Source organism: Aurantibacter sp. (genome assembly GCF_039941195.1).
Classification (GTDB): domain Bacteria; phylum Bacteroidota; class Bacteroidia; order Flavobacteriales; family Flavobacteriaceae; genus Aurantibacter_A.
The window spans coordinates 42,862-58,699 of sequence record NZ_JBDVFA010000035.1 but is presented as its reverse complement, the minus strand read 5'-3'; the positions used below and the strand labels follow the sequence as shown (position 1 = coordinate 58,699).

At 34.1% G+C, this 15,838-nt stretch carries 14 protein-coding genes; 4 read left to right on the top strand and 10 right to left on the bottom strand.

Features of this window, described 5'->3' with window-relative positions; all coding sequences use genetic code 11:
* Positions 1–6 precede the first annotated feature (6 nt).
* The 4 genes from ABJF52_RS06320 to ABJF52_RS06305 all read left to right on the top strand — a co-directional run bounded on the left by ABJF52_RS06320 (position 7) and on the right by ABJF52_RS06305 (position 5,265).
* Entirely contained in the window at positions 7–927 is a 921-nt protein-coding gene (locus tag ABJF52_RS06320; RefSeq protein WP_348147933.1) for a geranylgeranylglycerol-phosphate geranylgeranyltransferase, read from the top strand.
* 128 nt (positions 928–1,055) lie between these two features.
* A complete protein-coding gene (locus ABJF52_RS06315; RefSeq protein ID WP_348147930.1) occupies positions 1,056–3,191 on the top strand; it encodes a PQQ-binding-like beta-propeller repeat protein in 2,136 nt (711 codons plus the stop codon).
* Between the two features lie 125 nt (positions 3,192–3,316).
* The gene (locus tag ABJF52_RS06310) at positions 3,317–4,159 is read left to right on the top strand and encodes a pseudouridine synthase (protein ID WP_348147928.1); all 843 of its coding nucleotides are present in this window, start codon (positions 3,317–3,319) and stop codon (positions 4,157–4,159) included.
* Positions 4,160–4,182: 23 nt separating this feature from the next.
* Positions 4,183–5,265 (top strand): putative zinc-binding metallopeptidase, encoded by a 1,083-nt coding sequence (locus ABJF52_RS06305; RefSeq protein WP_348147925.1) that lies wholly within the window; start codon positions 4,183–4,185, stop codon positions 5,263–5,265.
* Positions 5,266–5,281: 16 nt separating this feature from the next.
* Here ABJF52_RS06305 and ABJF52_RS06300 read toward each other — a convergent pair whose 3' ends face one another.
* The 10 genes from ABJF52_RS06300 to proC all read right to left on the bottom strand — a co-directional run bounded on the left by ABJF52_RS06300 (position 5,282) and on the right by proC (position 15,806).
* A complete protein-coding gene (locus ABJF52_RS06300) occupies positions 5,282–6,862 on the bottom strand; it encodes a M1 family metallopeptidase (RefSeq protein WP_348147922.1) in 1,581 nt (526 codons plus the stop codon).
* A 47-nt stretch (positions 6,863–6,909) separates the two neighbouring features.
* Positions 6,910–8,190 carry an argininosuccinate lyase gene (gene argH, locus ABJF52_RS06295; protein ID WP_348147919.1) on the bottom strand — a complete coding sequence of 427 codons (1,281 nt, stop codon included), beginning with the start codon at positions 8,188–8,190 and terminating at the stop codon, positions 6,910–6,912.
* A 58-nt stretch (positions 8,191–8,248) separates the two neighbouring features.
* Entirely contained in the window at positions 8,249–9,319 is a 1,071-nt protein-coding gene (locus tag ABJF52_RS06290; protein WP_348147916.1) for a M20 family metallo-hydrolase, read from the bottom strand.
* 1 nt (position 9,320) lies between these two features.
* The gene (gene argB, locus ABJF52_RS06285; protein WP_348147913.1) at positions 9,321–10,100 is read right to left on the bottom strand and encodes an acetylglutamate kinase; all 780 of its coding nucleotides are present in this window, start codon (positions 10,098–10,100) and stop codon (positions 9,321–9,323) included.
* A gap of 1 nt (position 10,101) precedes the next feature.
* The gene (locus ABJF52_RS06280) at positions 10,102–10,851 is read right to left on the bottom strand and encodes an SDR family oxidoreductase (RefSeq protein ID WP_348147910.1); all 750 of its coding nucleotides are present in this window, start codon (positions 10,849–10,851) and stop codon (positions 10,102–10,104) included.
* A 1-nt stretch (position 10,852) separates the two neighbouring features.
* Positions 10,853–11,791 carry an acetylornithine carbamoyltransferase gene (locus ABJF52_RS06275; RefSeq protein WP_348147907.1) on the bottom strand — a complete coding sequence of 313 codons (939 nt, stop codon included), beginning with the start codon at positions 11,789–11,791 and terminating at the stop codon, positions 10,853–10,855.
* Positions 11,788–12,552: a glutamate 5-kinase gene (proB, locus tag ABJF52_RS06270; protein ID WP_348147904.1), complete on the bottom strand. Its 765-nt coding sequence runs from the start codon at positions 12,550–12,552 to the stop codon at positions 11,788–11,790. Before proB ends, ABJF52_RS06275 begins: the two co-directional genes overlap by 4 nt.
* Positions 12,553–12,554: 2 nt before the next feature.
* Entirely contained in the window at positions 12,555–13,751 is a 1,197-nt protein-coding gene (locus ABJF52_RS06265) for a glutamate-5-semialdehyde dehydrogenase (protein WP_348147901.1), read from the bottom strand.
* Positions 13,748–14,878, bottom strand: coding sequence for an aminotransferase class III-fold pyridoxal phosphate-dependent enzyme (locus tag ABJF52_RS06260; protein WP_348147898.1), 1,131 nt, complete (start codon positions 14,876–14,878; stop codon positions 13,748–13,750). The genes ABJF52_RS06265 and ABJF52_RS06260 overlap by 4 nt, the downstream gene beginning before the upstream one ends.
* A 127-nt stretch (positions 14,879–15,005) precedes the next feature.
* Positions 15,006–15,806 carry a pyrroline-5-carboxylate reductase gene (gene proC, locus ABJF52_RS06255; RefSeq protein WP_348147895.1) on the bottom strand — a complete coding sequence of 267 codons (801 nt, stop codon included), beginning with the start codon at positions 15,804–15,806 and terminating at the stop codon, positions 15,006–15,008.
* Positions 15,807–15,838 lie beyond the last annotated feature (32 nt).

Genomic DNA, 15,838 nt, shown 5'->3' with positions numbered 1-15,838 from the left:
CATTAAATGCTTACGAGAAAAAACAAACTCTTACTGCTAAAGTTATTGAGTCTGTTTTCTGTGGTTAGAGGCTACAATATTCTAATGATTGCCCTTGCTCAATATTTGGCTGCGGTATATATACTTGCACACCACTTGCCAGTACGCAAAGTAATTTTCGATTTAAATCTATTTCTAATTGTTGTGGCTTCAGCCTTAGTAATAGCTAGTGGTTATATTATTAATAACTTCTACGATGCTGAGAAGGATCTTATAAATAAGCCAAGAAAAAGTATGTTGGATCGCTTGGTAAGTCAAAGGTTTAAGCTAACTACCTATTTTATTCTCAACTTCTTAGCAGTTTTTGCAGCGAGTTATGTTTCGTTTAGAGCTGTGCTTTTCTTTTCAGCTTATATTTTCGGAATTTGGTTTTATTCGCATAAGCTTAAGCGAATTCCATTTATAGGCAATTTTGTTTCCGCTACATTATCTATTGCACCGTTTTTCGCTGTATTTGTATACTATAAGAATTTTGAAAACGTAATATTTGTACATGCAATGTTCCTTTTTCTATTGATACTTATTCGAGAAATGGTTAAGGATTTAGAGAATATAGCGGGTGACTTAGCACAGAATTATAAAACGATTCCAATTATTTATGGTCATCGTTTTTCAAAATATTGTATTAGCCTATTAGTTGCATTGACAATAATTCCTGCTTTACTACTTATCGAATATTTTGATGTTGGTTATATGTATATTTATTTTTTGGGGTGTGTTGTATTGTTAATTATTTTTCTAATAATGCTTTGGAAGGCTCATACTAAACTTCACTATGTAGGTCTACATAATATACTAAAGCTGATTATCATAGTAGGTGTGTTCAGTATTCTTCTAATAGATGTTAATATGATTCTCAATCGCTTTCAACAGTGGAATATTATATAATTTGTGTTGGTTAGATCTTTTTTGACCAGATAGTTGTCATTTTTAGTACCTTTTAATTTTACAAATTTTTATTAATCAATAAGCACCTTATTATACTTGTGCTGATTTATGTCATATTAAATAATACAATGCAGAAATATTCGAGATATGTATGGTTATTTATTCTAATTTTTTTTAATTGTTGCCAATCTCCAAACTCCTTAAAGGACGAAGCTGGTACTGATTGGCCCATATATTTGGGAGGAAATAGTGGGGCGCAATATTCACCTTTAGATCAGATAACTTTAGATAATGTAAGTGATTTAAAAATTGCTTGGAAATTTTCAACAGGTGATGCTGAATTTAATGGGAAAACTCAAATTCAATGTAACCCTATTATAATTGATGGAACATTATATGGTACTTCTCCTAAACTAAAGGTATTTGCTTTAGATGCAGCTACAGGAAAAGAAAAATGGATATATAATCCAAATTCAAATGTAAATTTTTCTATGAATGTAAATAGGGGTGTAACCTATTACAAAAACGGTATTGATAAGCGTATCTTTTTTACTGCTGGCCCCGAAATATTTTGTTTGGATGCTAATACGGGTAAATTGATAAAAGATTTCGGAATAAATGGGAAAGTATCGCTTAAAGTAGGTTTAGGGATTGACGCTCAGGAACGATATGTTGTTTCTACTACCCCCGGGGTGATATTTAAAGATAAAATTATTTATGGCACTCGTGTTTCTGAAAATTCAGATGCAGCTCCGGGTGCTATTCGAGCATATAATGTAAATAGTGGTGTGCTTGAATGGGTTTTTAATACGATTCCTTTACCTGACGAACTTGGATATAATACATGGCCTAAGGAAGCTTATAAAAATGTTGGTGGTGCGAATGCTTGGTCCGGGATGAGTTTAGATACTGAACGTGGTATTGTTTACATTCCAACTGGATCAGCCTCCTTTGACTTCTGGGGAGGAAATAGAATTGGTGACAATTTATTTGCCAATTGCGTATTAGCATTAAATGCAGAAACCGGAGAAAGAATCTGGCATTTTCAGACCGTTCATCATGATATTTGGGATCGTGATATTCCAACACCTCCTACTTTAGTAACAGTAGAGCATGAAGGAGTGAAAATTGATGCGGCTGCCCAAATTACTAAATCTGGGTTCGTTTTCTTACTTAATAGAGAAACTGGTGAACCCTTATTTCCAATAGAAGAGCGGGCAGTACAACCTTCTGAATTATTGGGTGAGAAGGCTTCTTCAACACAACCAATCCCCGTCAGCCCACCTCCTTTTACTAGACAACAGTTTACTAAAGAGGAAATTACTGATATTTCGGCAGCTGCACATGATAGCGTTTCGAAACAATTTAAGAATTTACGTGCAGGTGGACCTTTTGTGCCACCTAGCGAACAAGGAACAATCGTCTTTCCAGGATTTGATGGTGGAGGTGGTTGGGGTGGATCAGCTTTTGATTCAGAAACTGGTCTTTTATTTGTTAATGCTAAAGAGATTCCGTGTATTATTACTATGGAGGAAACCACATCAATGGAAGATGGTAGACCCATAAATTTAGGTGAAAATGTATATCAATTAAAATGTGTTATGTGTCATGGCAAAGAATTACAAGGTGATGCTACAGGAACTTATCCTTCATTGGTTGATTTAGAAAAAAAACTATCGATGGAAGAAGCTTTATCAATTATCAATAATGGCAAGGGTTTCATGCCTGGCTTTAAACATATTTCTGAAAAAGAAAAAAAAGGAGTTGTTAACTACATATTTAATCAACAAAGGGAAACAGAGGATGTGCATGAGATGGGTATGGATTCAAATCAAAGAAATTCAAAATATACACATACAGGCTATAATAGGTTTTACGACCATGAAGGATATCCTGCAATCAAACCGCCATGGGGAACCTTAACCGCAATAGATCTTAATAAGGGTGAAATAAAATGGCAAGTACCATTAGGTGAGTATGATGAATTAACAAAAAGAGGAATTGATAAAACCGGTACTGCAAATTACGGCGGGCCAGTTGTTACAGCCGGAAATTTAGTTTTTATCGCTGCTACAATTGATGAATATTTTAGGGCATTTAACAAAAATACGGGTGAAGAAGTATGGAAATTTAAACTCCCAGCCGCCGGATATGCAACCCCGAGTGTTTATCAAATTAATGGAAAACAATTTATTGTAATTGCTTGTGGTGGTGGTAAAGGTGGAACAAAATCGGGCGATAATTATTTAGCTTTTAGCTTATAATAGTATTCTAATTGATTTTATCCTGTTTTAAATATTTGTTATTAGTGGGAGCAACTCCATTTATAATCCAGTGTTTAGCACTTACTTGTTAAAAGATTAAAGCTACCTTTGCAAAAATTATGAATATGAGTAAGTCTAATACTGGCCAGAATAAAAAATCAGCAGGTAAACATACAGGGGGGTTCAGAAAGAAAGGCTTTAATAAGCCAAAAAAACAAGAGAATTCTGCTCCTGTGTCAAAACGACCTAGTAATCCAGATTTGGTCCGTTTAAATAAATACGTCTCTAATTCAGGTGTTTGCTCTCGTCGTGATGCTGATATCTATATCTCCGCAGGTAGCGTCACTGTTAATGGTAAAACCATAACGGAGATGGGGTATAAAGTTAAGTTGACAGATGAGGTTAAATTTGATGGTCGTTTGCTTAATCCTATTAAAAAAGAGTATGTTCTACTTAATAAACCAAAAGACTTTTCTACAACTGTAAGAGATAATAGAGGAAAAAGAAATGTTTCAGGCTTGATTTCAAATGCTTCAAAAACTCCATTATTACCTATTGATAAAATGGATAAAGAAGCTACGGGACTTCTTTTATTTACAAATGATGGTGATTTAACAAAGCGGTTAAAGAGCCCTAAAAATGGTCTTCGTAAAATATATCATGTGGTACTTAACAAGGACCTTCGTAGTGCCGATATGAAAAAGATTCAAGAAGGAATTACTTTAGATGAAAAACCTATTCGCGTACAGGATATAAGTTTTATCGATAATGCACCTAAAAGAGAAGTAGGAATTGAAATCTTTAGTTCCAAAAATAAAGTTGTTGAACTTATTTTTGAGCATCTGGACTATGAAGTGGTTAAAATTGATCGTGTGTCTTATGCTGGATTAACAAAGAAAGATTTACCGAGGGGTCATTGGCGATATTTGACTGATCAAGAATTGATTAATCTAAATATGATTAAATAAAATATGCTTAAAGTTTACCAATTATGAAATTGTTTCAATGTTCTAATTGTAACCATACTGTTGTTTTTGAGAACAATACATGTGTTAGTTGTGGTCATTATTTAGGATATTCTTCATATTATAATCAAATAGTTTCATTAAATCATAACCTTCAGGAATGGAATCTTCAAGAATTAGCTGGTACAACGTATAAATATTGTGCAAATAATTCGCACGGCACTTGTAACTGGCTTGTTAAAAACGAACAATCTAGCGAATTTTGTTTGGCCTGTTCATTAAACAGAACTATTCCCGATTTAAGTGATGATCAAAATTTTGAACGTTGGCGTAGAATTGAATATGCCAAACACCGATTGGTTTATCAATTATTACGATTAAGATTACCTGTTGTTAGCAAAACCGAAGATCCACAAAGTGGACTATCATTCGATTTTTTGTCACAAGCAGATTTAGACCACGCTTCAAAAGGAGTGAAAACAGGACATGCTAATGGTGTGATAACTATATTAATTTCAGAAGCCGATGCTGTAATACGAGAGCAGATAAAACAGCAAATGGAAGAGCGATATAGAACGTTACTAGGACATTTTAGGCATGAAGTTGGTCATTATTTCTGGGATAGATTAATCCGAGATGATTTTCAAAATCTTCAAAATTTTAGAAATGTATTTGGTGATGAAACTTATTCTTATGCAGATGCCTTAAGTAATTATTATTCAAATGGCCCACAATTAAATTGGCAGAGTACTTATATAAGTAAGTATGCCTCTTCACATGCATGGGAAGATTGGGCTGAGACTTGGTCTCATTATCTACATTTAATGGATGCTCTTGAGACTGCTTACAATTTTGGATTACAAATAAACCCAAAACTTGTTGGTGAAAATAAATTAGGTATGAATGCTACTTTTGATCCATATTTAGAAACTGATTTTAAGGTAATACTAGACTCAGGTATTCCATTATTGTATGCAATGAATAGTATGAACCGATCTATGGGGGAAAGTGACCCGTATCCATTTGTAATTTCTGAACCTGTGAAAAACAAACTAGAATTTATCCATAATCTATTATGGAAAAGTAGAACAGGTATTTATCCGGTATAAAAAGCATTAGAAAATATTATTTTTCCTCAAAAAGCAACCAGTAATTAGGGTCAAGTATTACCGAATCGGGTTTAGCATCTACATTTACGTTAAAAGTTTGTGTTTTGGTATTTACTTGGAACATATTAAGTGTTGAAACACCCTTTTTAACAGTAGCAATTTCAATCGGAAAATTAAAAAGTGAATGATCCTGTACCTGATTAATTTCAATTTGAACTATTCCTTTCTTATAAGTCCAATTCCATTTTAATTCTGGGTAGCCCTTGGTGAATATCCATTGTTGGAAAAACGATTCAAGATTTTCGCCAGATGCCTCTTCCATTACCTTTTGAAAATCGGCCGTCATTGCGTTTGAATTTTGAAACTTAGCGTAATACGCTCTTATTCCTTTCCAAAAAGTATCATTCCCTAATTTATGGCGTAACATATTTAAAACCCAACCAGCTTTTTGATAGGTGTTAACACTTAAAACCTTCATTGGGTCTGTGATACGAGGGTCAACTATTGGAGCGGGATTTTTAGCGTAATAAGCTATAATCTGATTTCTGTCAAGCTCTAATTCTTCTTTTCGTTTTTGATCACCATAAACACTTTCTTGATATAAAATTGCGAAATATGTTGCAAAACCTTCACTTAACCAAACATGATTCCAATCGTTTTCGCTAGCGGAATTACCAAACCATTGATGCGCGATTTCATGTGCAATTAGCCCTTCAACTTCATTTTTACCAGTAACCGAATTTTCAAAATAGGAAATAGTGCCCGCATTTTCTAATCCACCCCATTGAGTTTTAGCCTGCATGTTTGCCAACTTAGCATAAGAATAGGGTCCAATATTATCGATAAAAAATTGTAAAACATTAGTAGCTACGCTGTAATCAGAAAACCCATCCAATCTATTTTCTGGATACACCCAAGCCGATACAGGAATACCTTCTACTTCATCTAATAATCTACTAGCAAATTTAGTTACACCAATAGTAACAACTTTCATTGGTACTGGAGCAGGTTCTTTATACGTGGTTAATTTAAAACCATTTTGTAAATTACTTTCTTCAATTTTTTCACCCGTTGCAACTACATCATAATGCTCTGGCGCTGTAATTCTAAATTCTATGGTGGCTTTGTCCGAAGGGTGGTCAACTGAAGGAAGCCAGTGTCTTGCAAGGTTTGGCCAATTATCTCCGAAGAACGAACGTTGACCAAATTTAGTAGTGTCAATTACCAATCCTCTCTCAGGGATTCCATAATAACGTACCTTATATTTACGCTCCTTAGCCGCAGAATTATTAGGTGTAATTTTTAATTTATTACCCTCGTAACTGTAATTGGCTTTCAGACTATCTTCAAATACATCAGTTACTTGCATTCCATAAGCGTCTGATTTAGAAACAAGATCTAAACTAAAATCATTAATATCATCATTGAATAAAACACTAATTTCTGCTTCACCATTTATTACATTGTTTTCATCGTTAAGTAATAAACTGAAAACATATCCTTGAACATCTGCTGATGAATTTCTTTGATATGTGTCTTGTGCATTAATACATATTACCGATAAAATTAGAATGATAAATAAATAGTACTTTTTCATATTGATTGCTTTTTCAATTGTTGAATTTATCGGAATAGCATTTTTTGTTATATAATCTTGCTCATCTTATCCCGAATCTCATTCAAACACAACTGTCCTAAACTACCTTCGTGTGTGTGTTTGATGTCTCTTTTAGGACTAAAAGTACCCTCATTAATTTCTTTCCCCATTTTTTTATAGGCATCACGGAATGGCATGCCACTTTGTACTAATTCATTAAGTGTATCGACACTAAAAAGGTAATCGTATTTTGGGTCTTCTAAAATTCCATCATTAACTCGAATTTCTTTGAGGCTAAAAGTCAAGATTTCTAAACATGCTTTCATTTCTTGAATTGCTGGTACTATGATTTCTTTAACCAATTGTAAGTCTCTATGATAACCACTTGGTAAATTATTGATGACCAAGGTTAATTGGTTTGGTACTGCCTGAAGTTTGTTGCACTTACCTCTTACTAATTCAAATACATCAGGATTTTTTTTATGCGGCATAATACTACTTCCCGTTGTTAATTCATCAGGAAAAGAAATAAAATCAAAATTCTGACTCATATACAAACAGATGTCCATCGCCATTTTTGATAATGTCGCTGCAATATTCGCCATACCAAAAGCAGTTGCTTTTTCAACTTTACCACGACCCATTTGTGCTGCCACAACATTATATTTCATAGTTTCAAAATCCATTTCTTTGGTTGTGAAAGTTCTATCTATGGGGAAAGAACTACCATAACCAGCAGCACTGCCTAATGGATTTTGATCAGCTACTTTATATGCAGCGTCAATAAAATAAAGATCGTCGATTAAACTTTCTGCGTATGCCGAAAACCATAATCCAAAGGAAGATGGCATAGCAATTTGTAGATGAGTATAACCTGGTAACAATACATTCTTATGCTTGTCTGCCAAATTTAAAAGTAAGTCGAAAAGTATTTTTGTTTGAGACTTTATTTCAGAAAGTTCATCTTTAAGATATAAATGCATGGCAACTAAAACTTGATCGTTTCTCGATCGTGCAGTATGGATTTTTTTTCCAGTATCGCCCAAGGCAAGCGTTAATTGATACTCAATTTTGGAATGCATATCCTCAAAATTGTCTTCAATTGTAAACGTGCCATTTTTAATTCTTTTTGTAAGTTGGTCTAATTCGGTTACCAAATTTTTAGTTTCTGTTTCCGTTAATAGCCCAATTTTTCCAAGCATTTTAGCATGAGCTCTTGAGGCAATTACGTCATATTTTGCTAAATACAAGTCTAGTTCACGATCGTTGCCAACAGTGAAGTGGTCGATTTTTTTATCTGTACTAAAGCCTTTATCCCAAAGTTTCATTTTGTAAGTATTGATTGTTTAGTGCGTTGTGTAAAGTCCGAAACTTAGTGCAACGTACTTAATTTTGTTTTATAAATCCATTTAAAATCTTAATGTACACATCTATTCCTTCTTCAATCTCATGAACATATATATATTCATCAGCCGAATGAGAACGTGTACTATCACCAGGCCCTAATTTTAAAGACTGACAGCTTAATGCTGCTTGATCCGAAAGGGTAGGGGAACCATATGTTTTTTTGCCCAGTGCTATGCCAGATTTAACCAAAGGATGATTTTTATCAATTGCAGATGAATTCAAACGTAATGAACGTTCTTTAAGCTCGCACGGTGCTTCACGCTTTAAAATTTCAGCTATTTCTGCATTGGTATATTTATCATTGACGCGAACATCAATAACCAAATCTACTTGAGAAGGCACTACATTATGTTGACTTCCAGCGTTAACCTGAGTCACCGTTAACTTAACAGCTCCTAAAGATTCAGATATTTTATCGAATGTATAATTTTTGAACCAATCCAAAACCTCAATAGTATTGTAAATGGCATTGTCAGTATTTGGATGTGCAGCGTGGGAAGGAGTACCTTTTACAACCGCATCAAAAACTATTAACCCTTTTTCTGCTATTGCTAAATCGAGTAAAGTGGGTTCGCCTACAATAGCTACATCAATATTTGGGAGATCTGGTAATAGGCCTCGTAAACTATTTTTGCCAGCACTTTCTTCTTCCATTGACGCTACCATCACTATATTATGACTCAGATTTTCGCTTTCATAAAAATGAGTAAAAGTGGCTAGTAAAGATACTAAGCATCCACCAGCATCATTGCTGCCTAATCCATATAATTTTCCATCTTCAATATGTGGACGAAATGGATCTTTTGTATACGCTTGATTCGGTTTTACTGTGTCGTGATGTGAATTAAGCAACAACGTTGGTTTACTTTCATCAAAATATTTGTTTACAGCAAAGACATTATTAATTTTTCGTTGAAAAGGAATATCAAAAGTTTCAAACCATTTTTCAATGGCATCGGCAGTTTTGTCCTCTTCTGATGAAAAAGATTGAATAGAGATTAATTCCTTTAAGAGTTCAATGGCTTTTTTAGTAAGTGCTTTTTGCTCCATTCTATAGCGTCAAAGTTGTGAATAATTCAGATTGTGAGTCCAACATATTAGTGTTTCCGATACAGACTTTTTTAACATTGTTTTTTAATGCATGAAAACAATTTTTCATTTTCGGAAGCATACCATCTGCAATTACATCATCAAAAAGTAATTGTTTGTACGATTCTGAGTTAATTTCTGTAACTACAGAATTGTCATCATTTACATCCATTAAAACACCTTTTTTTTCAAAACAATAGTACAATGTAGTTTCATAAATAGAACTCATGGCAATTGAAATTTCTGAAGCAATAGTATCTGCATTGGTATTTAATAATTGACCGCGTTTGTTATGTGACATTGCACAGAAAACTGGTGTTAAATTTATGGTCAATAATTGATTTATAATCGATGCATCAACGTTTTCTATGTCGCCTACAAATCCAAAATCTATATCGCGTATTGGCCTTTTATGTGCCTTAATAATATTACCATCTGCACCACTCAGCCCTATTGCATTGCAATTGTAAGCCTGTAATTTTGCTACGATGTTCTTGTTTGTTAAACCGGCATATACCATGGTTATTATTTTAAGGCTATCTGCGTCTGTTATTCTTCTGCCTTGAAACATTTTGGATTCTATTCCTAATTGATTAGCCAATTGTGTGGCTAATTTTCCACCACCATGAACTAATATTTTAGACCCTTCTAATTGCGAAAAACTAGCTAAGAATTTTGATAATTCTTCTTCGTTTTCAATTACGTTACCGCCAATTTTTATAATGGATAATTTTTTTTTCATTTTATGTATTTAATATTCCACCATCTATATTCATTGCTGTTCCAGTTATCCAAGAAGCATCATCAGAAACTAAAAAAAGAGCTAAACTTGCAATGTCCTCAGGTTTGCCTAAACGTTTTAGTAAAGTTGTGTTTCCAGCATTTTCAACTGCTTTTTCTGGATCTTCAAATGCTTTAGCAGAATCCCAAATTAAGGGTGTGTCAACAGGACCTGGACAAATAGCATTGACCCTAATTTTTGGTGCATAATCTACGGCCATCTGTTTCATTACTGCAACTGAACCCGCTTTGGATGCACAATAGGCAGGATGATTTGGAAAACTTTTAAAAGCAGCTATTGAGGCATTGATTAAAATATTTCCATTATTTTTTTCTAAATACGGAATAGCATATTTAGAAATATAGAAAATAGAACTTAAGTTGGTGTTTAATGTTGTGTGCCAATCTGCAATCGATAAATCGATTACATTACCAAGACCTAAGATTCCAGCATTTAGTGAGACAATATCTAACTTTCCGAAATTTTCTATGGCTATCTCAACAAGTTTTTTATTGTACTTTGGTTCACTAACATCACCAGCTAAAAAAATAGAATTTTCAAGATTTTGAGCCAATAAATCACCTCTTTCTTCATTTCTACCAGATAAAACAAGATTAGCTCCGGCTTTGTGAAATGCTATAGCAATAGCTTTCCCCATCCCACTAGTGGCTCCTGTTACAATGCACGTTTTATCTTTTAGTTTTAAATTCACTTTAGTTATTTTCTAAAATCTTCTTCAATACAACCTGAGCGGCATAAGTCCTATTATTAGCTTGTTCAATAACTAACGATTGATTGCTGTCTAAAACTTCATCTGCTACAACTATATTTCTTCTTACTGGTAAACAATGCATGAATTTTGCATTGCCTAACTTTTTCTTGGTAATCATCCAGTTAGAGTCTTTACTTACTACCTGACCATAATCGGAATAACTACTCCAATTTTTTACATAAACAAAATCTGCATTTTCTAAAGCCTTTTCTTGGTTATGCTCAATTGGAATATCTTTTGTTATTTTTTTATCCAATTCATATCCTTCGGGATGTGTAATCACAAAATCTGCATCTTGCAACTGCATCATTTCAACAAAAGAATTTGCTACGGCATGTGGCAATGCCTTTGGATGCGGTGCCCATGATAAAACTATTTTAGGTTTACTTTTTGAATTGTTTTCGTCTAAAGTAATAGCATCTGCTAATGCTTGCAACGGATGCCCTACCGAGCTTTCCATATTAACAACTGGAATATCAGCATATTTTTTGAAGCCATTTAAAACTTGTTCTGCCTCGTCTTTTTCTTTATTCTTTAAATTGGCAAAGGCACGAATGGCAACAATATCACAATACTGCGAAACTACCTGAGCTGCCTCTTTAATATGTTCAGAGGTGCCTTCGTTCATAATTGTGCCATCAGCATATTCTAGAGCCCAACCTTCACTGCCAAAATTCATTACAATAACTTCTAGCCCTAAATTCATAGCAGCTTTTTGTGTACTTAAGCGAGTACGTAAACTGTTGTTGAAGAATAATAGACCTATAGTTTTATGCTTGCCTAAATTATTTAATTGTCTAGGGTTGCTTTTTAATTCTCGTGCTTCAGCTACCCAATCGGTTAATGAGTCAATGTCTTTTATTGAGAGGTAATTTCTCATGCTTTTATTTTTGTAAAATGACTGATGCTATTCAATGCATCTGTTATAAAATTGTCCTTTAGTCCGTTTGTAATCCATGTTTCAATATTGGCATCACTTGCGATAGTTGCAGCTTCTATTTTTGATTGCATACCGCCCGTACCGTGCGACGATTTTATAGTGCTAATTTCTTTTTTTAATTCTTCAATTCCGACGGGTTCTGTTATGGTAACAGGTTGGCCGTTTTCTATGGATGTTTTTGTATAAATGCCATTGGTATTCGTTGCAATCAATAATAAGTCTGCTTGTAAAAGTGCGGCAGTTAAAGCTGCTAGTTTATCATTGTCGCCAAACTGTATTTCATCTGCTGCTACTGTGTCGTTTTCATTAATTATTGGAATGAAATTATTAGAAACTAATATGTCAATTGTATTTTTAATATTGCCTTTTGACTTCGGATTTTCAAAATCGGAATACGATAATAAACATTGCGATGTAAATAGTCCAAGTTCTCTGAAATTCTCTTGAAACATACGCATTAGGTGCGGTTGACCTATTGAAGCTAAGGCTTGTTTCATGCTTATTTCTTCACCATTATGCTCCAACTTTACAAATTGTTTTGCCGCAGTAATAGCCCCAGAACTAACAATTATAAAATCGTATTCATTTTTTAGTTGTACAATTTGCCTACCAATATCTTCAATCTTTCCTCTAGAAATTTGGTCGGTTTCTTTAGTTAAAGTGTTAGAGCCTATTTTTAATAAAATTCGCTTTTTTGTCATATTTATCTAATTTGCCCATTTCCCTTAACATACCATTTGTTGGTAACTAAGTGTTGCAATCCTATAGGTCCTCGTTGATGTAATTTGTCGGTACTAATAGCAAGCTCACCGCCTAAGCCGAATTGCCCGCCATCTGTAAATCTTGTTGATGCATTGTGGTAAACTGCTGCGCTATCAACATTATTCATAAATTGTTCCGCATGTTCAGAATTGTTAGTAACAATACAGGCTGAATGTCCGCCGCCATATGTATTTATATTTGATATTGCTTCTTCTAAATCTACAGTTTGGCCGATAACAATTTTATAATCTAAAAATTCTTCGTACCATACATTTTCATCTGCAATAGCTGCCGTTCCTTCTAAACTAGATAGCGCATTGTCGGCAAGTATTTCAACATTACTTTTCTGTAATTCTTGAATTAGATGTTGTAGAAATTGTTGCTTTCGAACAAGATTGGAATCGATTAAAACCTTATCTAAAGCATTACAAGCTGAAATTTTAGTGGTTTTACCATTGATAATAATATCTAAAGCCATTTGTAAATCGGCTTCGGCATCTATGTAAATAAAATTATTTCCACGTCCACTAACTATTACAGGACAGGTTGCATGCTGCTTTACAAAGGCAATTAATCGTTCGCCTCCTCTTGGTACAATCAAATCTACTTTTTGTGTAGGTTTTTCTAAGAATTGTTGTGTCTGATTTCTATCAAATTGTAAATAAGTAACCCAGTCATTTTGCACCCCATTATCTTGCAAAGCTTTATGCCATAATTCAACCAATACCAAGTTGCTGTTTATAGATTCTTTACCGCCTTTTAATAAAATTTTATTACCCGATTTAAATGCAATTCCGGCGGCCTCGATAGTTACATCTGGTCGCGATTCATATATAATTAAAACCGTGCCAAAAGGCGCTGTTTTATTACTTACATGTATACCGTTTTCATGAGTAAAATTAAAACGTTCCACACCTAAAGGGTCATCTAAACTTGCTAATTGTTGTAATGATAAAATCATTCCTTCAATTTTGGCATCATCAACTTTTAGTCGATCTCGCATGGCAATATCATCACCAGAATAGCTGTCCATATCAGTTTCATTTGCTGATAAAAGCGCATTTTTTTCTTTTTCAAGCAAGGATGCCATAGTCAGCAGTACTGCATTTCTCTGCGATATATTCAAAAGTTTGTTCATGCTAGTTCTACTTTTAAAGCATTAAAAAATAAGTCGAGATGTTCTCTGTTAATATTTAAGGCTGGGAGTACTCTTAAAATATGTTTGTCCTTAGCACCTCCGGTGAATAGTGATTGATTGTGTATTAATCTTTTTCTAAGGTCTGCAACTTCAAAATCAAATTCTAGTCCTAACATTAAGCCTCTACCTTTTACTCTTTTAATTTGAGGAATTTCAGCAGCTTTTTCTCTAAAATAACTTTCTAAAGTTGCTGCATTTTCTATTAAATTTTCAGATTCTAATACCTCTAGGACGGCTAAGGTAGCAGTACATGCTAAATGATTGCCTCCGAAAGTAGTGCCTAAAAGTCCATGAGAAGCTTTTATGCTTTCATGAATTAAAACACCGCCAACGGGAAATCCATTTCCCATTCCTTTTGCAATTGTAATAATATCTGGTTTTATATCCTCGTAGTGTTGGAATCCGAAGAATTTACCACTTCGCCCAAAACCACATTGAACTTCGTCAGCAATTAATAATACCTCATTCTCTTTGCAAAGTGATGCTACTTTTTGATAAAATATAGCAGTTGGCTCATCTAGCCCACCAACACCTTGTATGGTTTCAATAATTACACTGCAAACATCATTTTTCGATATTTCCTTTTCGAAAGCTTCAATATCATCTAATGGCAGAATGGTTACTTTTTGCTGCTGATTTAAAGGTGCATTAATTTTTGGATTATCAGTAGCTGCAACTGCTGCTGAGGTTCTTCCATGAAACCCATTTTTAAATGCTATGATTCTCGATTTACCAGTGTGAAACGAAGCTAATTTTAAAGCATTTTCGTTGGCTTCGGCACCCGAGTTAATTAAAAATAAGTTGTAATCTTCGCAATCTGATAATACACCCAATTTAGTAGCAAGCTCTACTTGCAATGGGTTTTTAACAGAATTACTATAGAAACCAATTTTATCTAACTGGTCTTTTATTCGTTTTACGTAATGCGGGTGCGAATGTCCAATGGAAATCACAGCATGACCTCCATAAAAGTCGTGATAGGTTTTGCCAAGGTCATCCGTTACTAATATTCCTTTCGCCGAAACTGGCGTTACATTATATAATGGGTAAACGTCAAATAAATTCATATTTTCAAAGTTCAATTTCAAACACAAAATTCAATACATATAAGCAAAGCCTTTGTAATTGATTTTATTAGCTGTATTTGTTTTATATTTTTAATAGACGTGCTTCTCTCCTGGGTTAGGGGTTACATTAAACTTGTCTTTCTTTAATATTGCTAATTTTCTCAAAGGAAGCTACAATTCCTTGAATTAATGAAGAACTTAAACCTTGGTGCTCCATTTCATTTAAACCCTGTATCGTACAGCCTTGTGGAGTAGTTACGCGATCTATCTCTTCTTCTGGATGATTGCCAGATTCAATAAGTAGACTGGCAGCACCATTACAAGTGTAAACGGCAAGCTCTTGTGCTTCTTTAGCATCAAAGCCTAGCTGAATAGCTCCTTGAGTAGTGGCACGCATTAAACGCATCCAAAACGCAATTCCACTTGCGCAAATAACTGTTGCCGCTTGCATTTGTTCTTCAGGAATTACAATGGAATGCCCCATGCGATTAAAAATGGCTTTGGCTAAATCGATGCGACTTTTTCCTTTTTCATTAGAGCAAATACAGGTCATTGATTTACCTACGGATATGGCAGTATTTGGCATACTTCTAATTATATTATGATTTTCACCTATTAGAGCCTCAATTTTAGCAATGCTAAACCCGGTAATGGTAGAAATTATTATATGTCTTTTTGCAAGAACACTTTTTATATCTATAAGAATAGATTCTAATTGACTCGGCTGAACGGCAAATATTAAAACTTGTGAATTTCGTACCGCTTCTACATTATCTGAAGTAATTATAACATTGCCATACTTTTCAAAATTGTAAATCTCTGTTGGGTTTCTTTTTGTGAGATATAGGTGATTTGATCCCTTAGAATGTAGAATACCTTTTGCAATAGATAATCCTAAATTTCCCGCTCCTATGATTGCTATTCTCATGGTTTTTAGTTTTAAGAATTAAGTACTAGGTA

Excerpts from the sequence above, each read along its gene's own strand:
- ABJF52_RS06320 (WP_348147933.1), top strand. The coding sequence starts at position 7 with ATGCTTACGAGAAAAAACAAACTCTTACTGCTAAAGTTATTGAGTCTG.
- ABJF52_RS06315 (WP_348147930.1), top strand. The coding sequence starts at position 1,056 with ATGCAGAAATATTCGAGATATGTATGGTTATTTATTCTAATTTTTTTT.
- ABJF52_RS06310 (WP_348147928.1), top strand. The coding sequence starts at position 3,317 with ATGAGTAAGTCTAATACTGGCCAGAATAAAAAATCAGCAGGTAAACAT.
- ABJF52_RS06305 (WP_348147925.1), top strand. The coding sequence starts at position 4,183 with ATGAAATTGTTTCAATGTTCTAATTGTAACCATACTGTTGTTTTTGAG.
- ABJF52_RS06300 (WP_348147922.1), bottom strand. The coding sequence starts at position 6,862 with ATGAAAAAGTACTATTTATTTATCATTCTAATTTTATCGGTAATATGT.
- argH (WP_348147919.1), bottom strand. The coding sequence starts at position 8,190 with ATGAAACTTTGGGATAAAGGCTTTAGTACAGATAAAAAAATCGACCAC.
- ABJF52_RS06290 (WP_348147916.1), bottom strand. The coding sequence starts at position 9,319 with ATGGAGCAAAAAGCACTTACTAAAAAAGCCATTGAACTCTTAAAGGAA.
- argB (WP_348147913.1), bottom strand. The coding sequence starts at position 10,100 with ATGAAAAAAAAATTATCCATTATAAAAATTGGCGGTAACGTAATTGAA.
- ABJF52_RS06275 (WP_348147907.1), bottom strand. The coding sequence starts at position 11,791 with ATGAGAAATTACCTCTCAATAAAAGACATTGACTCATTAACCGATTGG.
- proB (WP_348147904.1), bottom strand. The coding sequence starts at position 12,552 with ATGACAAAAAAGCGAATTTTATTAAAAATAGGCTCTAACACTTTAACT.
- ABJF52_RS06265 (WP_348147901.1), bottom strand. The coding sequence starts at position 13,751 with ATGAACAAACTTTTGAATATATCGCAGAGAAATGCAGTACTGCTGACT.
- ABJF52_RS06260 (WP_348147898.1), bottom strand. The coding sequence starts at position 14,878 with ATGAATTTATTTGACGTTTACCCATTATATAATGTAACGCCAGTTTCG.
- proC (WP_348147895.1), bottom strand. The coding sequence starts at position 15,806 with ATGAGAATAGCAATCATAGGAGCGGGAAATTTAGGATTATCTATTGCA.